The sequence below is a fragment of the Ezakiella peruensis genome, from assembly GCF_900215725.1.
Classification (GTDB): Bacteria; Bacillota; Clostridia; order Tissierellales; family Peptoniphilaceae; genus Ezakiella; species Ezakiella peruensis.
Genome location: NZ_LT962469.1, coordinates 799568 through 821260, shown reverse-complemented (window position 1 = coordinate 821260; position 21693 = coordinate 799568). Strand labels below are relative to the sequence as shown.

At 31.2% G+C, this 21693-nt stretch carries 22 protein-coding genes; 20 read left to right on the top strand and 2 right to left on the bottom strand.

The features are described 5' to 3' along the window. Positions 1-26: 26 nt before the first annotated feature. From nagZ to CUU59_RS03975, 7 genes are read left to right on the top strand one after another with little or no spacing between them, the layout of a single operon-like run. Positions 27-1076, top strand: coding sequence for a beta-N-acetylhexosaminidase (nagZ, locus tag CUU59_RS04005; RefSeq protein WP_169922851.1), 1050 nt, complete (start codon positions 27-29; stop codon positions 1074-1076). Then, complete coding sequence (locus CUU59_RS04000) at positions 1054-3165, top strand: PD-(D/E)XK nuclease family protein (RefSeq protein ID WP_099950707.1); 2112 nt, start codon at positions 1054-1056, stop codon at positions 3163-3165. The genes nagZ and CUU59_RS04000 overlap by 23 nt, the downstream gene beginning before the upstream one ends. Next, positions 3158-5935, top strand: coding sequence for a UvrD-helicase domain-containing protein (locus CUU59_RS03995; protein ID WP_099950706.1), 2778 nt, complete (start codon positions 3158-3160; stop codon positions 5933-5935). Before CUU59_RS04000 ends, CUU59_RS03995 begins: the two co-directional genes overlap by 8 nt. Then, the gene (locus CUU59_RS03990; protein ID WP_099950705.1) at positions 5932-6609 is read left to right on the top strand and encodes a response regulator transcription factor; all 678 of its coding nucleotides are present in this window, start codon (positions 5932-5934) and stop codon (positions 6607-6609) included. Before CUU59_RS03995 ends, CUU59_RS03990 begins: the two co-directional genes overlap by 4 nt. After that, positions 6609-8003, top strand: coding sequence for a sensor histidine kinase (locus CUU59_RS03985; protein WP_099950704.1), 1395 nt, complete (start codon positions 6609-6611; stop codon positions 8001-8003). Before CUU59_RS03990 ends, CUU59_RS03985 begins: the two co-directional genes overlap by 1 nt. Then, positions 7972-9393, top strand: coding sequence for a hypothetical protein (locus CUU59_RS03980; RefSeq protein WP_099950703.1), 1422 nt, complete (start codon positions 7972-7974; stop codon positions 9391-9393). The genes CUU59_RS03985 and CUU59_RS03980 overlap by 32 nt, the downstream gene beginning before the upstream one ends. Positions 9394-9438: 45 nt before the next feature. Continuing rightward, on the top strand, positions 9439-9852 hold the full coding sequence (locus CUU59_RS03975) for a hypothetical protein (protein ID WP_099950702.1): 414 nt from the start codon (positions 9439-9441) through the stop codon (positions 9850-9852). Between the two features lie 18 nt (positions 9853-9870). Here the strand turns inward: CUU59_RS03975 and CUU59_RS03970 are convergent, their stop codons facing one another. Together CUU59_RS03970 and CUU59_RS03965 are read right to left on the bottom strand one after the other, a co-directional pair. Further along, entirely contained in the window at positions 9871-10125 is a 255-nt protein-coding gene (locus CUU59_RS03970; RefSeq protein WP_075573583.1) for a GIY-YIG nuclease family protein, read from the bottom strand. After that, positions 10118-10555 carry a regulatory protein RecX gene (locus tag CUU59_RS03965; protein ID WP_075573584.1) on the bottom strand — a complete coding sequence of 146 codons (438 nt, stop codon included), beginning with the start codon at positions 10553-10555 and terminating at the stop codon, positions 10118-10120. Before CUU59_RS03965 ends, CUU59_RS03970 begins: the two co-directional genes overlap by 8 nt. Before the next feature lie 26 nt (positions 10556-10581). On the opposite strand from CUU59_RS03965, the gene CUU59_RS03960 reads away from it, so the two are divergent. The 13 genes from CUU59_RS03960 (at position 10582) to scfB (ending at position 21642) form a co-directional block, all read left to right on the top strand. Next, positions 10582-10995 (top strand): FHA domain-containing protein, encoded by a 414-nt coding sequence (locus tag CUU59_RS03960; protein WP_099950701.1) that lies wholly within the window; start codon positions 10582-10584, stop codon positions 10993-10995. Continuing rightward, a complete protein-coding gene (locus CUU59_RS03955; protein ID WP_099950700.1) occupies positions 10992-12188 on the top strand; it encodes an FtsW/RodA/SpoVE family cell cycle protein in 1197 nt (398 codons plus the stop codon). The genes CUU59_RS03960 and CUU59_RS03955 overlap by 4 nt, the downstream gene beginning before the upstream one ends. Next, a complete protein-coding gene (locus CUU59_RS03950; RefSeq protein ID WP_099950699.1) occupies positions 12181-13530 on the top strand; it encodes a penicillin-binding transpeptidase domain-containing protein in 1350 nt (449 codons plus the stop codon). Before CUU59_RS03955 ends, CUU59_RS03950 begins: the two co-directional genes overlap by 8 nt. Before the next feature lie 10 nt (positions 13531-13540). Beyond that, a complete protein-coding gene (locus tag CUU59_RS03945; protein WP_099950698.1) occupies positions 13541-14161 on the top strand; it encodes a CBS domain-containing protein in 621 nt (206 codons plus the stop codon). Between the two features lie 73 nt (positions 14162-14234). Next, the gene (gene ruvC, locus CUU59_RS03940; protein WP_099950697.1) at positions 14235-14729 is read left to right on the top strand and encodes a crossover junction endodeoxyribonuclease RuvC; all 495 of its coding nucleotides are present in this window, start codon (positions 14235-14237) and stop codon (positions 14727-14729) included. A gap of 2 nt (positions 14730-14731) precedes the next feature. Next, positions 14732-15301 (top strand): Holliday junction branch migration protein RuvA, encoded by a 570-nt coding sequence (ruvA, locus tag CUU59_RS03935; RefSeq protein ID WP_099950696.1) that lies wholly within the window; start codon positions 14732-14734, stop codon positions 15299-15301. Between the two features lie 11 nt (positions 15302-15312). Further along, positions 15313-16317, top strand: a complete 1005-nt coding sequence (gene ruvB / locus CUU59_RS03930) for a Holliday junction branch migration DNA helicase RuvB (RefSeq protein WP_099950695.1) — start codon at positions 15313-15315, stop codon at positions 16315-16317. After that, positions 16314-17549, top strand: a complete 1236-nt coding sequence (locus CUU59_RS03925; protein WP_099950694.1) for a SpoIID/LytB domain-containing protein — start codon at positions 16314-16316, stop codon at positions 17547-17549. The genes ruvB and CUU59_RS03925 overlap by 4 nt, the downstream gene beginning before the upstream one ends. Next, positions 17545-18564: a tRNA preQ1(34) S-adenosylmethionine ribosyltransferase-isomerase QueA gene (gene queA / locus CUU59_RS03920; protein WP_099950893.1), complete on the top strand. Its 1020-nt coding sequence runs from the start codon at positions 17545-17547 to the stop codon at positions 18562-18564. The genes CUU59_RS03925 and queA overlap by 5 nt, the downstream gene beginning before the upstream one ends. Before the next feature lie 9 nt (positions 18565-18573). Beyond that, the gene (gene tgt / locus CUU59_RS03915) at positions 18574-19692 is read left to right on the top strand and encodes a tRNA guanosine(34) transglycosylase Tgt (protein WP_099950693.1); all 1119 of its coding nucleotides are present in this window, start codon (positions 18574-18576) and stop codon (positions 19690-19692) included. Between the two features lie 53 nt (positions 19693-19745). Further along, a complete protein-coding gene (gene yajC / locus CUU59_RS03910) occupies positions 19746-20099 on the top strand; it encodes a preprotein translocase subunit YajC (RefSeq protein WP_099950692.1) in 354 nt (117 codons plus the stop codon). 9 nt (positions 20100-20108) lie between these two features. Next, positions 20109-20258: a six-cysteine ranthipeptide SCIFF gene (gene scfA, locus CUU59_RS03905; protein ID WP_075573596.1), complete on the top strand. Its 150-nt coding sequence runs from the start codon at positions 20109-20111 to the stop codon at positions 20256-20258. 31 nt (positions 20259-20289) lie between these two features. Continuing rightward, positions 20290-21642 carry a thioether cross-link-forming SCIFF peptide maturase gene (scfB, locus tag CUU59_RS03900; RefSeq protein ID WP_099950892.1) on the top strand — a complete coding sequence of 451 codons (1353 nt, stop codon included), beginning with the start codon at positions 20290-20292 and terminating at the stop codon, positions 21640-21642. The last annotated feature ends 51 nt before the right edge of the window (positions 21643-21693 follow it).

Here is a 21693-nt window from a genome sequence, read left to right as displayed (position 1 = left end):
TAGGATGTAAGGTTGATGAGAGCAAGTTGAGCGGACCAAAAGAAATTATCGAAAATAAAAATAATGAATCCAAAACACAACACGTAATAGATTTTGAAAAACATAGGGAAAAATATTCTAAGGATGACAAAATGGGTCAGTTGATGTGCGTGGGTATTGAATCAACTGTATTAGACGATAATTTAAAAGCTTTAATTGATCAGTATAAGCCAGGAGCTATTATATTGTTTAAGAGAAATATTCAAACATCTGATCAATTGGTAAATTTAAATAAATCTATCAAAGACTATTATAAAAATAATAATTATATAGAACCCTTTATTTATGTTGACCAAGAAGGAGGTAGGGTTGATAGAATAAAAGATGTTTATAAAGCGATGAATTCAGCTAATTGGTATGCCAATAATAGTAGTCCAGACCAATACGTTTTGGATTTGAGTAAAAGATTAAAAACTTTTTACATTGATTCTCCTCTTGCTCCAGTACTAGATACAAATCCAGCCAATGCAAGTGGAGCTATTGGTGATAGGGCATTTTCAAGTGATTACAATACAGTCAGTAAATTTGCCAGGGGAGTAATAGAAGCTATGGACAAGGAAAAGCTATTATCAGTTGCCAAGCATTATCCTGGCCACGGGGCTACGCGAGTAGATTCTCATAAAAATCTTCCGGTTATAAATAAAAGCTATGAAGATTTATTAAATTCGGATTTAATACCTTTTAGAGAAAATTTGGATATTGTTGATGGAGTAATGATTGGTCATATACTTGTTCCAGCTGTTGATAATATGCCTGCAAGTCTGTCTAAAGTTTGGATTGGAAAATTAAGAGAAGATAATTTTAAGGGTTTAATCTTATCGGACGATCTTACTATGAATGCTCTCGCTGATTATGGGACTTTAGAGGAAAGATTTATCAAATTTATTGAAGCTGGTGGAGATATTGGATTAATATGTCATGATTTAAATAGAATTCCTAATATTTTTGAAGCTATGAGAAAAGTTGATGATAATAAAATTAACGAAAGTTTTGAAAGAATAATGAGGGTTAAGAATGAAAAGTTTACCGTTAAATGAATTTCTTAGTCAAATTGAAAAATCTGATAAAAAAACTTTGATTATTACTCCAAGTGTACAATCAAAAAAATTATTTTTATCAAATTTATCTTATAATCAAATTCATGTCGAGACAATTTCTTTCGCTGAGCTTTATATTAGATTTGTTAGAAAAAACTTTATAAACCTGGCTGAAGAATCTTTGAAGAGATATTATTTTGGGCTCGCATTTTCTGATGATAAAGAAATTTCTAGAAATGACAATCTCTATAATGTTATTGAAGAAAAAGTAGCAAGAGGCGTTAAACTCGATTTATATGAGCAAGATTTATTTGATAAATATATTAGAATGTTAAATTCTAATGGTTACTATGATAAATCACAAGTTATTGATATGATTTTAGAGTCTATTTATTTAGATGATTTGGACAAATATGAGAAGATATTTTTTATTAAGCCTAGATATTTTACTGTAAAAGAGAGGGAAATTATTGAAATATTAGAGGCAAAAAATAATGTCTATGTAATTGCATATGATGATGAATTGACTAAAAATAAAAAGTTTAAGCACTATTCAGCAGAAAACCTGGATTCACTATTGTACAAAATTGCTGGGGATATTATTAGTGAATTTAAGGTCAATCCAGAAATAAAAGTAGGTCTCCTCAATGAGTCAAAGTCTGTCCAAGATCAAGTGGCCAAAATTCTATCTGAATATGGAATATATACTAATGTAGGTCTAAAGGAATGTTTTTATAATATAAATTTAGTCCGTAAATTTTTAGAAGATGAAGATTTTACCCTTGCAAATATTAGTGAACAATTAAATAAATTAAATTCAATCCTAACTAATGAGATTAAATTAAATTATGATACAGATATTTTTTTGGATAGGTTAGCAAGAAAGATAAAAGACCTAAATATTGAACATCCCAAATATTATATGGAAGATGTTTTTAAATCTCATTTTTACTCTAGGAAATTTAGGTCTAATATACATGTTCTAAATCCAGTTGAAGTTATATTAGATTATGATTTAATCTATCAAATTGGACTGGATGACAAAAGTTTTATGCCTTCTGATGAATTTACACACCAGGAAATAAATGGCGGTATAAATAATGTTATAAGCAAATCCCAGGAAACTATTTTTTGTACTTATGAAAAAAACCTTATAAGTAAGTCCGAGATGCTTGCTCTTAATTTTGATACAATTAATTTGAAAAACTATGCATTTACAAAGGGACAAGGCCAGATTACTGACTTACAAAAAGCGTATACAAAAGAATCACAAGCGAACTTATCTAGAAAATACAATGAGATAAATGAGGATAATAATTTGTCGGCTCAAGCTTTGAGAAAAAATATATTATCAGCATCAAGAGTTGAGTCCTATATGAATTGTCCTTTTAAGTATTATTGTGATTATATTAAAGAGTTTTCTATAGACTTTGATGAGACCTATATCAAACTTGGCAACTTCTCCCATGAAGTTTTGAGGTTATATTACACAATAAACAAAGATAAGAAATTTAGAGAAGGTTCCTTTGAGGAAACTTTTGAGATAGCTTTAAAGGATTATGAAGATATTGATAAATATAAAATTAGGCTTGTAAAAGATAAGTTAAAAGAACTTATTATTAATGAAGAAAGCACAGAAGGAGAAGTACTAACAACAGAGCAAGATTTTACTCACAATTATTTTAAGGATGAAAAGGGAGAAGATATATCCTTTAGAGGACGGATTGATAGGGTGGATAAGCTTGATGATAAATATATTTTGTTGGATTACAAGCTAACAAGTTCTTCTATAAAATCTAAAAATAGAATCAAGGATGGCGAGGCTTTACAGTTCCCAGTTTATATGGGCGAGTATGAAAATATGATTAAGGAGATAGCCTATATAAATATTGATGACGGATGTAGAAAAAGCCAAATGTTTTTTCAAGATGACGGAAGTACATTTAATGAAATAATGGAGGCTGCTGGAGAAAAAATTAAGGACATTGTTAAACAAATGGATGAGGGTGTAATTTCTCAAACAGATGATAAAAACAATTGCAGATATTGCCAATATATGAATCTATGCAAGAGGTTTTGGAATGATTAAATTAGATGACAAACAGAGGATAGCTGTTAATACAATTCATCAAAATGTTTTAGTTAAAGCTGGTGCTGGAGCGGGTAAAACGGCTGTTTTAACTGAGAGATATATAAATTTAGTTAATAAGGCAGCCACAACAGAAGAAAAGGAAGCTATACTTGCAATTACCTTTACAAATAAAGCTGTTGAAGAAATGAAAAGTCGTATCGTAAGCAGATTAAATGAAAGCGGAGCAGATACAGATTTTCAACTTAACATCTTTACTTTTGATGCTTTTTTTAAAAAACTCGTAGAAGAATATATTCCAGATAAATATATTGGCTTTGATTTAATGGATGAAAATAAAATATATGTCACTCTCAGGGAAATTATAGAGGGCCTATTGGAACATGATCCAAAGTATATGGATCTTATAGTCACTCTGCAAGAGTTAAACGATAGCTATGATATGAGCGCCATCGTAGATGATTTAGTATATTTGTATATAAATTCCAGAAATATATATGGAGATTTAGACTACAGAAAGTTAAAATCTCCTTCTTCAAGCAAACCTAAGCTTACCTATGGAAAATTATATGATTTATCAAGAGAGTATTATTCTAGAAAAAATAAATTGTGGACATATCTAGACGAACACTTTTCAGAAGTAGGCGATGATTATGTATTAACAATTGAAGACCTTATCGATTTAACAAAGCTTAGCTCATTAAAAAGTGAAATTTTATCTGAGATTCAAGCTGCTTCTGTGAGCCTGGATGAAAATTACTCTGAGCTTTATGATTTGACAAAAGAGTTACTGTACGATGTAAATAATAATTATCAGGCAAAGAAGAGAGAGCTGTACTTATTTGATTTTACAGATATAACTGTCGATGCAATTATCTTATTAAAGGAGCATCTACAGGTTTTACAAGACCGATATAAGTATATAATGATTGACGAGTTTCAAGATACAAGTCCTTTGCAAATGGAAATCTTTGACATCTTAACCAATAATTTTACAATCAATAATATTTTTGTAGTTGGTGATATAAAGCAAAGCATTTATAGGTTTAGGGGAGCTGATTATAAAAATATAAATAAATTTGAAAGAGAAATTTTAAAACAAGGAGGCCTGGTAGTTGAATTAGATACAAATTACAGATCTTCTAAAGGGATTGTTAAATTTGTCAATAAGAGTTTTTCTGATGTATTACCAGAATATTCAGATATGATTTATGATAAGGATAAGCCATCGGAGATAATGTATTTTGACAAGGAGAAATTTTCCGCTGAATCTTTATCAAATATGATTCATCAATTAATTAACGATGGTTATTCCTTTGAAGATATTGGAATTTTAACATCTACTGCAAATAACGCTTATGAAATTGAAAAAATGTTAAGCCTAGCAGGCATACCCTATATAAATTATAACAAGCTTAGCTTGAGCCAAAGGCCAGAGATTATAGAAGCCATTATTTTAATTGATTTATTTATAGACACTGATAACAAATTCAATGTTTTCTCAGCACTTAGGGGCCCACTGTTTGATTTATCAGATAAAGTCTTATCAAAATTAGAATTAGATTTTGACTTTAATAATTATAGTGGCGATTCAAAAGAAATCAATAAATGTGTTGTAACTTATAAAGATTTAGAAGATTATTTCTTTACGCATAGTATCACTGAGTTTTTAGATTATTTGTATATAGAAAAAGAGTTTTTGGCAAAATGTAAAAAACTATGGGGAATAAATGCAGTAAATAATTTAATTGAATTTAAAAAATATTTACAAAATATAGTAGAAAACGAGCAAAAAACTTTAAAATATGCTATAATTGAATTACAAAGCAATAACGAACTAAAAGGTGCAGATTTTTACTCTGATTCAGAAGATGCCATTAAAATTTCCACTATACACAAAGCTAAGGGTCTTCAGTATAAGGTAATAATTTTGCCAAATTTATCAGATATCAGTCAGAAAAAATTTTCTAGATTTCTTATTAAAGAAGAAACTTTATATATAAAACTCAATGATAAATTAGGTTCTTATCAGCTTGTAAAAGGACAAGAGGCTGCTGACTTGTATGCAGAAAAAAATAGGCTCTTGTATGTTGCTATAACAAGAGCAAAAGAGAAAATTATTTGTGTTACTAATGAAAAGATGTATAATACGGCAATGCTCGCACCAATATTTGACACATATCAAAACCATGCAAGAGAGTTTGAAATCAAGGATATGAATTCTTGCTTTAGTGAGTTTAAAATTATAGAAAACATTCAAGATAAAGCAACAATTGGCATTGAAGAAAAATCGATTAAGCCTTCTCAAGCTGAGGATAATGTGTTTGCAGATATTGAATTTGGGAATTTTATCCATCACTTTGCGGAAATCTATCAAGATAATAAAAATATCAATGTTAATGAGCTTATTGATTTGTATAATATTGCAGAGATCTATGATTATGAGAAAATAAATAGGCACTTAAATAATATCTCAGATTTTATTGATAGTCGAGATGGAGATGTATATTGCGAGAAAAATATAAGCATGGATATAGACGAAAAACATATTGATGCTGTAATTGATCGACTAGAGATTAAAGATAATGAGATTTTTATTGTAGATTATAAAACCGTTGAGATAAGTCAAGATATAAGTTTTTATAATGAAATTTACAAAGACCAGCTCATAGCATATATGGATATAATTTCTAAAGTATATAAAGATAAGCTAATAAAGACATTTATATTTTACACATCAATTGGAAGATTGGAGGAAATACTATTATGATGTACAAAATTTTAGTTGTTGAAGACGAAGATGCTATCAGGAGATTTATTAAAATAAATCTTGAGAGACAGGGATGGCTAGTAGACGATGTTGACACTGGCGAAAAAGGCGTCAAGATGGCAAGTAAAAATGTATATGATTGCATTTTACTCGATGTGATGTTACCCGGCATTAGTGGTATTGAAGTTGCAAAAGAAGTTAGAAAAACAAATCAAGAAGTAGGTATTATTATGCTCACTGCTAAATCTCAAGATCTTGATAAAATCGATGGCCTTGAAGCTGGCGCAGATGACTATATTACCAAGCCATTTAATCCTACAGAACTTATTTTAAGAATTAAGTCTCTTGCTAAAAGGGTAGATGTTGAGCCAGAATATAGAAATATAAGTGATGATGTCTTTGATCTTAACGAAGAAAAACGTGAATTCAGAAAAAATGGTGAGTTAATTGAGCTTACACCAACTGAATTTGCCCTTATGGAACTATTTATGAAAAATCCTGAAAAAGCTTTTACAAGGGACGAACTCTTGGACGAAGTGTGGGGAGACAATTTCTTTGGAGAATCAAAGATTGTAGACGTTAATATAAGAAGAATTAGATCAAAGATTGAGGAGGATCCTGCTAATCCAAAATATTTGAATACTGTATGGGGTGTGGGTTACAGGTATAGATAGTGAAAAGAAGTTTTAAAAGTATCCTAGTTTTAACTTATGGGTTGCTAATACTCTTGACTGTTGTAGTTTTAGATTTAGCAACTATTTTGAGTGTAAAAAATTATTTTTATAGAGATACAACTAGAAAAGCAAAATCTCAAGCAGAGTTAAATTTAAATTACTTATACAGATATATAGATTTTTCCAAGGGCTTAGATAATGTTGTCCTTGAAGATGCATCGACAATTTACGAGTATAATGCAGGTCATATTATAATTTTAAATAATGATGGCGAAAATATTTTGAGCACTATGGGAATTAGGAATGACATATTTGATGTTAATTCTATAGAGTCAAGTATTGAAAGAAATGGTTATTTTACATCGATAGATAATTTTGATTATGCTGAAAACAAGTTAGTTAGTGTCGCACTTCCTATTAAATTACATGGCAACAATATAGGCACTGTTATTTTTCAATATGATATGACGGATGCAGAAAATTCTATAAAAAATATTCAAAAAATACTTATTTTACTATCATTTGTCGTTTTGGCAATTGCCTTGGTAATGTCTTTTTATATGTCAAATAAAATAGTTGGGCCACTAGGCAAATTAAAGGAATATGCATCTAAGTTAGCTGGTGGAAATTACTCAGAAGATATAATAATAAAGGGTTCCAGAGAAACCGTTACCCTTGGCGAAACTATGAAGTATATGGCTTCTGAAATAAATAAACGTGATGAAATCAAGAATGAATTTATTGCTAGCGTTAGCCATGAATTAAAAACTCCTCTTACAAGCATTAAGGGATGGGCATACACTTTAAATGCTGATTCATCAGATCCTGAACTTGTAAAAGAGGGTTTAAATATAATTGAAAAAGAAACTGATAGATTAACCGGCATGGTAAATGATCTATTAGATTTCTCAAGGCTTTTAAACAATAAAGTTGAATTATTAAATACTAATTTTGATTTAAATGAACATCTTGAGGGTATTGTTAGCCAATTTACACCAAGGTCAATAACAGAAAATAAAAATTTATCATTTATATCCAAGGTTAATAAAGCTAATTTTAAAGGCGATGAAAATAGACTAAGACAAGTTTTTATAAACTTACTAGATAATGCTTTTAAGTTTACCTCTTCTGAGGGGAATGTATTGGTTATTTTAGATGAGAAAGATGATTATTATTGTGTAACTGTTGCTGACGATGGGGAAGGAATGGATGAGAATGATGTACCTCATATCTTCGAAAAGTTTTATCGTGGCTACAGTAGAAATTCTCATGCCGGAATTGGCCTATCAATTGTTTATGAAATAGTTAACCTTCATGGCGGATATATTAATGTAAAGAGCAAAAAGAAAGAGGGAAGCAAATTTGAAATCTATCTTCCAAAAGTACAAAAATAGAATTCTTTTAATTTTATTTGCATTATCATTATGCTTTTCTTTTGCTTGTAAGAATGAAAGAAAAATAAAATCACCTCAGATACAAGGAAAATTTAGAGTTGATAAATCCTATGAATCTTTTTCTGGCAAGGAAGAGAATATTCCAAACAACTTATCTGTTGTTTTTTACAATGACAAAGCTCTTATTTTTGGAGAAGAATTTAAAGATATTAGCTTTGCAAGTAAGAGAGTTAATTTAGTAAACTATTTTATTTACAATAACATTAGCTATGAAAAGATTTTTAATATAAATGACATGTTAGATTATGCGTCTGTTGTTTCAGTTCTAAATGAAGGCAGGTCTTTAGGGGAAATAGTTGAATACAACAACAGAAAGTTTCTATATTATCAAAATCATATTTATGAATTGCAATTTATAAAGCAACTAGATGAAGCAGAGTATGAGATAGCAAGAAAAAAAACATCAAACTACAAAGCCAAACCTATGTATAAGCCGCTCAAGACTACTGCTGCCTTTATTGGGCTCAGAGATGATTCAAAAGAGTCCGGAAAGTATTTTACTTTATTTTTATATAGTGATTATAATTCCACGAATGTATTTTTAACAGATGGTCTTGTTATCCCAAAATCCAATGGCTATATAAATATAAATGACAAGATGGCCTTAGATGGTGGGATTTATACAGATTATCTAGTTTTTAGATTTAACAATAGATATATAACTAATCCAATAGAAAAATTTAATGTTGAAAAATACTTTTCAAGGCAGGCTTCAATCATTGATTATGCATCTCCTTATATGATTAGTTTAAACACCAACTATAAGAGTTTTTTAAATAATGTTTTTAAGGAAAGGTATGAGACATATTCTTTAGAAAAAAATGGTTTAAGAACAAAGCTGGATATTACAGATATATTAGGAGATAATTGGCTAAATTTAATAAAGGGCAGTCTTGATATAAACAGCTTAAAAGAAGATGATTATATGATACTTCTTTCAAATGTTGGGATTGTTAGGAGAAATGGATATTGGATTTTAAGAACTCAATTATATAATGATATATCAATGGAAACTGTATATGCTAGGATAGATCCAAACTATTTAAAAGAAGAAGAGGGAAGGAGTTTCCTTAGCATGGAAGATATAAAGTACTTATATCCTTCGGCAGTTGATTACAGTGCTTCTCCTGAAAAAACTCTTGCCATTGTTAATACTGGGTCGAATTTAAAGGTTGTCAGCCTTTCAAGCAATGATTTATATATTAGAGATGAATTTTCTTTAATTAACAATAACTATCACTTAGTTATGGATAATTGGCTTGTGGGTGCAGAAGCAGAAGCTCATTTATTTAACATCAACAAGTTAGACGAATGGATTAAAATATATTAGTTGATATTTTTGCACTTTTAGTTTATACTGGAGGTGGAGAGATTTATGGATCAAATTTTAAAAATTTTAAAAGAATTAATACCATACACTTCGAATGTTAGTTCAAAGTTATATTACTTTTTACTTGCAGCAATTTTTGTTATGGTACTTCATATATTGTTTCCAAGACGAAGGATAATAAAGTTTATCCCAGGTATTGTCTTGGTTTTATATGCATTAAAGTTGCTTATACTTAACGGAGAGAGCAGCATAATAAGGACCAATGTAAATGATTTAGAAACAGCTATTATATGCGGAAGCGTTGGACTTGTTTCAATTATTTATGCAAGCATGATAGGCATTATGTATGGGAAAAACAAAAAAAGAAATAAAAAAGGTCGAGGCAAAAAGCCAATTCCTAAAAATAGAAAGGCAGACGAAGGAGAAAAACTCGAAAGCGTACCTGTAGATAAAAATTAGCAATAAAAAAACCGATACCTAAGTTTCGGAATTTTTAATAAGCTCATATTTTTGTTTATGGGTAAGCTTTTTTATTTGTGCTTCTCTTTTTAATGCGGTAGATTTAGAGTGATCATTTTCATGGTAAACCATTTTAACAGGAAGTCTCGCTCTGGTACACTTACTTGCAGTACCTTTGTTATGCTGGTCTAATCTTCTTTGAAGGTTGGTAGTGATTCCACAATAATAACTCCCGTCATTGCATTCTAATATATAGACATAATAATTATTCATAAGAGTTAAGCACCTCTGATATTTCGCTGTAATTATAACCCTTATTTAACAAATGTCTAATTATTTTATTTTTATCTTTTTGATCACTTAGATCTAGGCTATTTGCCTTTTTTTCAAATTGCTGATAAAGATTATTCATTATATCTTTCTCATTATCCATTAGGGCATTGTTGATATATTCCTCGGGGATTCCTTTTTCTTTTAATTTTAGTTTTATTTTAATCGGGCCCCACTTATTAATTAAAACATGGTCATTTACATATGCGTAAGCATAATCGTAGTCATCAATATATTTTAGTTCTTTAGCATAGGCTATTGCATCTTCTATTTCATTGGTCTTATAATCCATTTCATAGAGATAATTTCTTACTTCTTTTTCAGTGCGACTAAACTTTAAATAATTTAGGCACTCTTCCATACAAGTTCTCATTTAACACCTCATTTTTAGGAGCAAATATGAATTTCGATTTATTTTCTATTATATCCACAATTTTTAAATATTTATTTATTCTTGTTGTGTATTATTTTATTATCAATATCCTTAAAGATATTTTAACCTATTTTACAAAAGAAAGCAAAAATAGGATTACTATTATTAGAATAATTGAAGGAAGCCAAATTGTTGATGTCCCTATTATTAATAATTTTACACTTGGTAGGGGTGTTGATAACGACTATACAACAAAAGATTTAGCAGTATCCAAGAGACATTTTCAAATTATAGATAATGGAGAAGAATTTTTCATTGTCGATCAAAAAAGCTCAAATGGAACTTTTGTTAATGGCAAAAAAATTAAGAGAGCTGTAATAAAAAAAGGCGATATCATAAGTATTGGTGGAGCAGATATTAGAATAGAGGTAATGAAATGAAGAAGACTTTTTCAAGCTATTACTATGTTCTTTTGTTTCAAGTCTTGGCAATAATTGTTTTAGCATTTTATCCAATTCATAATTTTTCTAGTAAGTATATTTTTTATCCGGTTGTTATTTTGGTGGTTGGACTTGTAAATGTATTTTTAAATTCTCGGATGCTTGGCTTTGGTCGACACTATGCTATTGTGTCTATGATTTTTTCTATTGGAGTAATAGAAATCTTTAGGCTCAGTCCAGAATACGGCTTCAAGCAAATGTTCTGGTTCTGTATTGGATCAATTTTAATGTATATATCATATATAGCAGTTAAAAATTTAAAATTTTTAAATAAGCTATACTTATATTACATTGGAGGCATATTTTTTCTCTTTGCAATCACCTTGACTTTTGGTGTAGTGGACCACGGGGCAAAAAACTGGGTGAGAATATTTGGCCACCTTTTTCAACCGATGGAAATTATAAAGATACTTTATATTTTTCAGCTAGCTTCATCTCCTAGCGAAAAGATTTTTGGGGTAACTTATAATTTAGTAAATATAATTTTAACTCTTACCTATATGGGACTGCTTGTTATACAAAAAGACCTTGGGTCAGCCTTAATACTTTTTGCCTTGCTTCTGGCTTACTTATTGATGTTTGTAAAAGATAAAAGATATTTTATATTTACTCTTGTTTTGTTTGTTCTTGCAGGCTATGTTGGCTATTTAATTTTACCTCACGTTAGGATTAGATTTTATACATGGATGCACCCATTCAAACAATATAAATCTACAAGCTATCAAGTAGTAACTGCTATTACTTCAATGGCTAATGGGGGATTTTTAGGCACAGGTTTGGGACTTGGAATTCCAAATATTATTCCTGTAAACTTAAGCGATATGATTATAGCTTGCATAATTGAAGAAATGGGATTACTTATTGGTATTGCAATTATCTTATTGTATTTAATTCTTTCTATTGATGGATTATTATTATCAATGAATGTTAATAATGACTTTTACAAAAAAATATCAGCCTTGATAGCATCTTTTTATATGATGCAATTCTTGGTTATTTTATTAGGGACACTTAATATCATTCCTTTAACAGGTATTACAGCACCATTTTTATCTTACGGTGGCAGCTCCATGCTTAGTTCATTTATAATGCTTGGATCAATGCAAGCTAGCTTGAGGTCGTACAATGGATAAAAGAATTAGATTTTTTATTTTGGTATTTATTATCGTATCTATATTTTCAATATTCGTTCTTACACTCCTAGGAACTGCTGGACAAAAATACTTGGTCGGCTCTAAATATGACAGTAGGGCACATAGGAGCATGGTAAGTGTAAAAAGAGGAAATATATATGATAGAAACGATAAGCTTATAAACTATTCTGTATATGATGGCGAAAAATATATTAGACAATATAATTATCCAAGTCTTTATTCTCATTTGATTGGATACGTAGATTATAAATATGGGGCAAGTGGATTAGAAAGTCTTTATAATGGGACATTACAAGGTTCATCCCAGGTAAGCGAGTGGACTAAGCTTTTAAATAAGATTAATAATTTTAAATCGGGTGAGCATCTTAGATTAACTGTTGATCATGATTTGCAAAAAAGATCAATGCAATTAATGAAGAATTATAAAGGCGCTGTGGTTATTACTGATCCAAGAAATGGGGATGTTTTGACCTATTATGCTAATGGTAAGTTTGATGAAATAAAACTCGAAGAAGCGATTAGCTCTGAAGAAAGCGTAATGCTTGATAGAGTATCTGATGGCAAGTACAGCCCAGGATCGGTTTATAAAATAATAAGTGCAGTAAATATTTTAAATAACACAGATAATTTAGATTACGATGATAAGGGCAGCATAGATATTGGAGACGGATCAGTTTCAAACTACGGGAAAATAGTTTACGGTAAGACAGACTTGCATAAGGCTTTAGTAAATTCTCTGAACACATATTTTGTAGAAAAAGGGTCTCTATATACTGACTCACTAATTGAATTAACTGAAAATATAAATAATACTATTCAAAAAGCTACTGGAGGAAAATACGCTTTTTCAATCAGAAAAGGAGATAATGAATTTAAAAATGCAATCTTACAGATAGGTCAGGGCGAAGTAACGGCTTCTCCAATGGCAATAAATTTAACGACTCAAGCAATTTATAATGGCGGATATTTTTACTCTCCAAGATATATTGATTATATTATTACAAATGATTTTAAATTTTCTAGAAAGCAAAAGGCAAAAAAATATAATCTTCCGATAGAAAAATGGCAAGCTGATTATATAAAAGATGCGATGTTTGATGTTGTAAAGGTTGGCACAGCCTCTGGCTATGGTATCGGAGAAAATTGCGGCGGTAAAACAGGAACGGCACAATTACCAGGGAAAAAATATAATTATTGGTTTACGGGATTTGTTTCTGGAGAAAAACCAATGATTATTACAATAGTAGTTGAGAATATTGATGAAATGGGGTATAATATACCTGTAAGCATTTTTAAATCATTGCTTGAACAAAATAAATAGGAGGTATATTATGTACGTAAAGAATCACATTCTTGAAAAAAGTCAGCTGACTCTCATTAATGCAGAAGATAGCATTAAAACCGCTATGGAAAAATTGGATAAACAAAACTTCATGAGTCTACCTGTTGTTGAGGGTGACAAATTTGTTGGTTATCTGATGAGGGCTGATATATTTGAAGCATACTACAATAAGGACCTATCAAAAGACGAATTCTTAAATTTAAAAACTAAGGAATTCATGAAGACTGATATCAACAGTTTGGATCCAGATGATGGAATTGATAAGGCATCATATGCGATTGAAAAACTTAACATTCCATTTTTACCCGTTATAAATGTGGATGGTAAATTTTTAGGAATTTTAACCCACGCAGCAATATTTAAAGCTTTCTCAGATTTATTCAATCTTGGAAAAGGCAAACAAATGATTGTCTACATTTTTAATATACCAGGACAATTATCTCGTTTATTGAATGTATTTAGAAGAGAAGATGTAAACGTTGCAAGCATGGTTGTAATGGATGCAAAAGTAATGGGAATCTTAAAAGTTTTAGTTAGAGTTGAAGCCGATAATATCCAAGATATCAGCGAAAAAGTTGAAAAAGAAGGATTTAAAATAGGCGCTCTATAGAATATCAAGGGCTTTAAGCCCTTTTTTTATTGTAATTTTTTCTGCTATCTGTTATAATTGACCAGAGGATATTATGAGAATTTTAGGATTAGACCCTGGTCTTGCAATTCTTGGATTTGGAATTATAGATGAAGAAGGTAATAAATTAAAGCTAGTTGATTATGGCATCATAAATTCAGAACCAGATATTACTTTTCCAGAACGTTTAAAATTATTATATGATGATTTAGATTTTTTAATTAATAGATACAAACCAGAGATTGTTGCAGTTGAGGAATTGTTTTATAACAGAAATGCCACAACTGCTATTAAAGTTGCCCAAGCAAGAGGTGTTCAAGTTTTATGTTGTCAACAACATGAATTACCATTATATGAATTTACACCTTTGCAAGTAAAGCAGACTATTACTGGTTACGGAAGGGCTGATAAAAAGCAAGTACAATTAATGGTTAAGAATTTACTTAATATGGATCATATGCCACAACCAGATGATGCTGCAGATGCTATTGCAATTGCAATTTGTTTATCATTTGCTGGTAGATTCAAAGATCAATATAGGATGGAGTAGGTATGTACGAATATTTTGAAGGAAAGATAGTTAAAGTTGATTCTGAAAATATAGTTATAGATATAAATGGAATTGGTTATAAGCTAGAAGTCCCCACTTCTTTGAGAGACCATGTATCTGTGGGTAGTGAGAGGATGATTTTTGCTGAACAGATAGTATCTGAAAATAGGATAGCTATTTTTGGCTTTTACAATGAAGATCAAAAATGGATCTTCAATTTGCTAAGAACAGTTTCTAAGGTTGGTCCTAAAACAGCCCTGGGTATTGTTGGAGCCTTAAATACAGATGAAATTGTCAATGCAATAAATATAGGTGATGATAAATTACTTGCAACCTGTCCCGGAATTGGGGCAAAAACAGCTGCTCGAATTATTATCGAGTTAAAAGATAAGGTAAAATCATTTATCGTTTCTAGTGATGAGCTTGCTGATAATCCTGATATTGATTTAATTGATGCACTGGAAGGTTTAGGTTATTCTAGATACGAAATTACAAAACACATAGCAAAACTAGACTTAAAAGGTTTAGAGCTTGATGAAATGATTAAAGTCTTTTTAAAGACGATTAATTAAAGGATGATATTATGAGTGATAGAATTGTTTCAAGCAATTTACAATCTAATGAAGATGTATTTGATAATAGCCTGAGGCCCAGGTGGCTTGAGGATTATATTGGTCAACATAAGGTTAAGAGTAAATTAAATATATTTATAGACTCAGCAAAGATTAGGAAGGATACCCTCGATCACGTGTTGTTGTATGGGCCACCAGGACTTGGCAAAACAACTCTTGCAACTATTATTGCAAATGAGATGGGTGTAAATTTAAAAGTTACAAGTGGTCCTGCAATTGAAAGGCCAGGAGATTTGGCAAGTCTTATGACCAATCTTAATACAGGCGATGTACTTTTCATTGACGAAATTCATAGGCTATCAAGATCTGTCGAAGAAATTTTATATCCTGCTATGGAAGATTTTTGCCTGGATATGATTGTAGGTAAAGGACCGACTGCAAGAAGTTTGAGGCTTGATATTGAACCATTCACTTTAATTGGTGCTACAACAAGGGCTGGACTACTCAGCTCTCCTTTTAGAGACAGATTTGGTGTGCAGCTAAATTTAGATCTTTATGATGTTGAGAGCTTAAAAGATATAGTTATTAGATCAGCTAAAATTTTAAATGTTAAAATTGAAGACGATGGCGCTTACGAAATCGCTAGAAGAAGTAGGGGTACGCCAAGAATTGCAAATAGACTTTTAAAAAGAGTTAGAGACTATGCTATTGTAAAAGGTGATGGTGTAATCTCTAAATCAAATGCCGATAAGGCTCTAAAAATGTTAGAAATTGATGAGTTAGGTTTGGATAAGACTGACAGAAAAATCTTGCAAACTCTGCTTGTTACATTTGCTGGTAGACCTGTAGGGCTTGATACATTAAGTGCAGCTACTGCAGAGGACCGTTCAACTATTGAGGATGTGTACGAACCTTATCTTTTGCAAATTGGTTTTTTACTTAGAACACCTAGAGGAAGAATTGCTACTCGCCAGGCAGCAGAACACTTAAACATTGATTACAAGGGTGAATTATGAAGAAATTTTTGATTTTGTTATTAACAATATTATTTGTTTTTACAATAAGTACTGAGAAAGTAAATGCAGACAACTTTATCGATGCAGGTGAGCTAAGGGTAAAGATATGCTCTTCTGACGACGGCTTTAATCTTCAAACGAGTGAAGGATTTCAATTGCTTGATGGATACAATATTATTGAAACTATATATGACAATAATATAAGAATTTATTACAATAACGGAATTATTGTAGAGTCAGCATCTAATAATTATGGACCGTATATGGATGTAAAGGTTAAAGCAAATAACAATACAATTTTATATAATAACCATGAGTACAATGGAGCCTTTACATTAGCTGAAAATGGTAGGTCGTTGGTTAATATAATTGACATGGAGACCTATATATATTCAGTCGTGGCCAATGAAGTAGGCGACTCTTTTGAAGTTGAAGCTATAAAAGCACAAGCTTTAGCCGCAAGGTCATACGCCTTATACAACAGTAAAAAATTTATTGATAAAGGATATAATCTCACATCTGATGCTGTCTCTCAAGTCTATAGGGGTAATAAAGGTGTAAGCCAAAAGATAAAAGATGCAGTTAATGAGACTAGGGGAGAGGTCATAGTTTATAACGATGAAATTATTGATGCCACTTATGGATCTACTAGTGGAGGTGTTACAGCTGCTTCTAAAGATGCTTGGGGAACTAATTTTCCTTATTTGATTTCAAAAAGCGATCCTTACTCAATAAATTCGCCTAGAGTAAACTGGAATTATAAGACGAACATAGCTGTAATGGACCAAAATTTATCAAAAGCTACAAAGATGTCGAATTTTACATCGATTGTTTTCAATAAAAATGATTTGGGAAGGATTGTTTCTGTTGGTGTTGAATACGCTGGAGGTAAAGTTTCATTAAGAGCTGAAAGATTTAGAAGTCTAATGGGAGTATCAAATTTAAAATCCACCAAATTTGAAATAAATTCACCTGCTCTTATGGAAGGTACTAATCAAAATGAAAGCCTATATAAATCCTGCCTTTTGCAAGGGTATGGAAGGGCAAGTGACTCTTTTACTTTATATAACAATGGTGTAAACGATGAAGTAGAGTTTGTTGGAATGGGGGTTGGTCATGGTGTTGGTATGAGCCAATATGGCGCTAATGAAATGGCTAAACAGAACTTTAATTATATAGATATAGTAAAATTTTATTACGAAGGAGCAGAAGTTAAGAAAATTTATGATTGATATTAATGATTACGATTTTTATTTACCTGAAGAATTAATCGCTCAGCATCCGCTTGAACACAGAGACGATTCAAAACTATTGTGCTATTATAAGGATCAAGATAAGATTATAGATAAAAAATTTTCAGATATTGCGGATTTACTTGATGAAGGTGATATTTTAGTTTTAAATAACTCTCGTGTAATTCCTGCAAGGATTTATGGATCTAGAGAAAACAAAGATGAAAGTGTAGAATTTTTACTTCTACATGAAAAGAAAAAGGATATATGGGAATGCTTGGTAAAACCAGGCAAAAAAGCAAAAGTAGGCAGTAAATTTTACTTCGGCGATAAGCTTATGCTAGAAGTTTTAAGTTTTGATGAAGAAGGTATACGCACCGTTAAAATGCATTATAAGGGCGTTCTCTTAGAAATCTTAGAAGAAATCGGTACTATGCCATTGCCACCATATATTCATGAAAAACTACAAGACCAAGAGAGGTATCAAACCGTTTACTCCAGGATTCCAGGATCTGCTGCAGCCCCAACTGCGGGGCTTCATTTTACAAATGAACTGCTAGAAAAGATTAAAAATAAAGGCATTGAGATAGAGTACATTACACTTAATGTTGGCTTGGGAACATTTAAGCCAGTAACTGAGCAAGATGCATCTAAACATAAAATGCATTCAGAAGATTATTTTATTTCTAATGAAGTTGTAGAAAAGATTAATAACGCTAAAGCTAAGGGCAAAAAAATCGTTGCAGTTGGAACCACAACAGTAAGAACTTTGGAAAGTGCAGTTGAAAACGGAAAATTAATTCCTGGTCATCATAGCACTGATATTTATATTTATCCAGGCTATGAGTTTAAAATGATTGATTCTTTAATAACTAATTTTCATTTGCCAAAATCAACTTTAATTATGTTGGTATCTGCTTTAATCGGAAGAGAAAAGACTCTTGATATTTATAAATATGCTGTGGAAAATAAATATAGATTCTTCTCTTTTGGCGATGCTATGTTTATTAGATAGGAGGTATAGATGACATTTGAATTTGAATTATTAAAAACTGATAAAAAATCAAAGGCAAGAAGGGGAATTTTACACACTCCAAATGGGGACATTCCAACTCCAATTTTTATGCCTGTAGGTACTAGAGCAACAGTAAAAACATTAAGTTCAGAAGATTTGGTTAAGCTAAATGCGAAAATAATATTATCTAACACTTATCATTTATTATTGCGCCCAGGAGATGAATTGATTGCAGAAGCTGGAGGCCTGCACAAGTTTATGAATTGGAATGGACCAATTTTAACGGATTCAGGTGGCTTCCAGGTTTTTAGTCTTACTGATAACAGAAAAATAAGTGAAGAAGGCGTTTCATTTAGGAGTCATTTGGATGGGAGTGAAATATTTTTATCTCCAGAAAAGTCTATTAAGATTCAAGAGAACCTTGGTTCAGATATAATGATGGCTTTTGATGAATGCATTCCTTATCCAGCAGATAGAGATTATGTAGAGCACTCAGTGGATAGAACCTTAAGATGGCTTGAAAGATGCATTGAGGCTAAAAGTGACAACGAAAATCAAGCCTTGTTTGGTATAATTCAAGGCGGTATGTATGAGGACTTAAGAATCAAATCAGCAATAGAAACTACCAAGCATGATCTAAAAGGTTTTGCAATTGGTGGACTAAGTGTTGGGGAGCCAATGGATTTGATGAACCAAATGATGGATGTAACGACTGATTATATGCCGGTAGATAAGCCGAGGTATTTAATGGGGGTGGGGACACCAGATTATCTATTTGAAGCTGTTGAAAGAGGAATTGACATGGCAGACTGCGTTCTACCAACTAGAAATGCCAGAAATGGTGCGGCTTTTACCATTAATGGAAGAATTAATATGAAAAATGCAAAATACAAGAATGATTTTGGCCCATTAGATCCAACTTGCACTTGCGAAACTTGTCAAAATTATTCAAGAGCTTATATAAGACACTTAATGGTTTCTGGAGAAATTTTGGGCGCAAGACTTTTAAGCTATCACAATATACACTTTTTAATAAATCTTATGGAAAATATTAGGAAGTCAATTGAAGAGGATAGATTTTTAGAATACAAAGAAGAATTTTATAAGTCATACGGTTATCTAAAATAATCATTGCAATTATACAAAATATATTGTATAATTACTGTAAGTGAGGTGAATATATGTTTAATTTAGATTATTTACTTAAGAACTCTTTATTGGAAGCTGCGGCTCCAGCTGCAAATCCTTTGATGAGTTTACTACCAATGGTTCTAGTACTTGTATTTTTCTATTTCTTTATCATTAAACCTCAAAAGAAGCGTGAAAAAGAAATCTCAAATATGAGAAACGAACTAAAAGCAGGAGACCATATTATAACAATTGGTGGTATCCTTGGTAAAATTGTTAAAGTTAAAGAAGATATCATTTTAATTGAAGTTGCAGATGGAACTGTTGTTGAAATTTTAAAATCAGCAGTAGGTACTGTAGCTGATAAAAAAGATGCAAAAAAAGCTGATATCGAAGGACAAATATAGGAGGTTAAAATGAAATTTGTTAAAACACTTTCAAAGAAAAATTTAAAACACACATATTGCAAAGGTGGTTGTGGTGAATGTCAAACATCATGTCAATCAGCCTGCAAAACAAGCTGCACTGTTGGAAACCAAAAGTGTGAAAATCCAAATTTAAAATAGGAGTGGAACTCTCCACTCTATTTTTTTGATGATGGATAAGTTAAATAAAATCCACAAGTTTTATCTAAACAATGCTTACATTGTTCTAGATATAAATTCAGGTGCAGTTCATGTTGTGGATAAAATTATTTATGATATAGTTGATATATTTGATGAATACTCAGTAGAAGAATTATCTAAGAAGTTCAATTATAGTGAAGATGAAATTAATACAGCAATTTCTGAGATCAATACGCTGATTAATGAAGAAATGCTTTTTACAGATCCAATTGAAGTGGATCTGATTCCATTTAAGAATCAAAATGTAGTTAAAGCCCTTTGCCTACACTTAGCTCATGATTGTAATTTAAAGTGTGAATATTGCTTTGCTGCTCAAGGAAATTTTAAAGGGGAGAGCTGCTTGATGCCACTAGAAGTTGGCAAGCAAGCATTATTGTTTTTATGCCAAAACTCTGGCAATAGACAAAATCTTGAGGTAGACTTTTTTGGCGGCGAACCTCTCATGAACTACGATGTATTAGTAGAACTTGTCAAGTACGGCAGAGAGCTTGAAAAAGAATATAATAAAAAATTCAGATTCACATGCACTACTAATGGAGTTCTTCTCACGGATGATAAGATTGAATTTTTAAATCGTGAGATGAGTAATATTGTCTTAAGTCTCGATGGTAGAAAGTCTGTAAATGATAAGATGAGAAAGACTTTAACTGATAAAGGATCTTATGATATTATTGTTCCTAAATTCAAGAAACTCGTCGAGCAAAGAGGCGACAAGGACTATTATATTAGAGGAACTTTCACTAATCAAAACTTAGATTTTTCAAATGATATACGTGATTTTTATGAACAGGGCTTCAAAAAAGTTTCTGTTGAACCTGTTGTTACAGATCCTAATGAATATTATGCTATTAGGGAAGAACACCTGGATAAAATCTTAAAAGAATATGAGAAATTTTCAAAAGAATATATTGATATATTAAAGACAGATGATAAGTTTATGTTTTTTCACTTTATGATTGATCTAAACCAAGGCCCATGTATAATAAAGCGGGCTTCAGGTTGTGGAGCAGGTCATGAATATATGGCCGTAACTCCAACTGGTGATCTATATCCTTGCCATCAGTTTGTTAGCGAGAAGGAATTTAAGCTAGGAGACGTATATAATGGGGTAGAAAATACTAAACTTAGAGATGAATTCAAATGCACAAATGTATTTACTAAAGATGAGTGCAAGGATTGTTGGGCAAGGTTTTATTGTAGTGGCGGCTGCCATGCTAATTCTTGGTTTGAAAGCCACGACATTAATAAGACTTATAAAATTGGATGCGAGATGGAAAGAAAGCGCATTGAATGTGCTATATCTGTACTTGCAAATCAGGATTAGGGAGGGATTATGAATAAAAAATCCATTATATCCTTTATTATCATCGTAGCG

What these genes read in the sequence shown, in the direction of transcription:
- CUU59_RS04000 (WP_099950707.1), top strand. Translation starts at nt 1,054, where the DNA reads ATGAAAAGTTTACCGTTAAATGAATTTCTTAGTCAAATTGAAAAATCT.
- CUU59_RS03995 (WP_099950706.1), top strand. Translation starts at nt 3,158, where the DNA reads ATGATTAAATTAGATGACAAACAGAGGATAGCTGTTAATACAATTCAT.
- CUU59_RS03990 (WP_099950705.1), top strand. Translation starts at nt 5,932, where the DNA reads ATGATGTACAAAATTTTAGTTGTTGAAGACGAAGATGCTATCAGGAGA.
- CUU59_RS03975 (WP_099950702.1), top strand. Translation starts at nt 9,439, where the DNA reads ATGGATCAAATTTTAAAAATTTTAAAAGAATTAATACCATACACTTCG.
- CUU59_RS03970 (WP_075573583.1), bottom strand. Translation starts at nt 10,125, where the DNA reads ATGAATAATTATTATGTCTATATATTAGAATGCAATGACGGGAGTTAT.
- CUU59_RS03965 (WP_075573584.1), bottom strand. Translation starts at nt 10,555, where the DNA reads ATGAGAACTTGTATGGAAGAGTGCCTAAATTATTTAAAGTTTAGTCGC.
- CUU59_RS03960 (WP_099950701.1), top strand. Translation starts at nt 10,582, where the DNA reads ATGAATTTCGATTTATTTTCTATTATATCCACAATTTTTAAATATTTA.
- CUU59_RS03955 (WP_099950700.1), top strand. Translation starts at nt 10,992, where the DNA reads ATGAAGAAGACTTTTTCAAGCTATTACTATGTTCTTTTGTTTCAAGTC.
- CUU59_RS03950 (WP_099950699.1), top strand. Translation starts at nt 12,181, where the DNA reads ATGGATAAAAGAATTAGATTTTTTATTTTGGTATTTATTATCGTATCT.
- CUU59_RS03945 (WP_099950698.1), top strand. Translation starts at nt 13,541, where the DNA reads ATGTACGTAAAGAATCACATTCTTGAAAAAAGTCAGCTGACTCTCATT.
- ruvC (WP_099950697.1), top strand. Translation starts at nt 14,235, where the DNA reads ATGAGAATTTTAGGATTAGACCCTGGTCTTGCAATTCTTGGATTTGGA.
- ruvA (WP_099950696.1), top strand. Translation starts at nt 14,732, where the DNA reads ATGTACGAATATTTTGAAGGAAAGATAGTTAAAGTTGATTCTGAAAAT.
- ruvB (WP_099950695.1), top strand. Translation starts at nt 15,313, where the DNA reads ATGAGTGATAGAATTGTTTCAAGCAATTTACAATCTAATGAAGATGTA.
- CUU59_RS03925 (WP_099950694.1), top strand. Translation starts at nt 16,314, where the DNA reads ATGAAGAAATTTTTGATTTTGTTATTAACAATATTATTTGTTTTTACA.
- tgt (WP_099950693.1), top strand. Translation starts at nt 18,574, where the DNA reads ATGACATTTGAATTTGAATTATTAAAAACTGATAAAAAATCAAAGGCA.
- yajC (WP_099950692.1), top strand. Translation starts at nt 19,746, where the DNA reads ATGTTTAATTTAGATTATTTACTTAAGAACTCTTTATTGGAAGCTGCG.
- scfA (WP_075573596.1), top strand. Translation starts at nt 20,109, where the DNA reads ATGAAATTTGTTAAAACACTTTCAAAGAAAAATTTAAAACACACATAT.
- scfB (WP_099950892.1), top strand. Translation starts at nt 20,290, where the DNA reads ATGGATAAGTTAAATAAAATCCACAAGTTTTATCTAAACAATGCTTAC.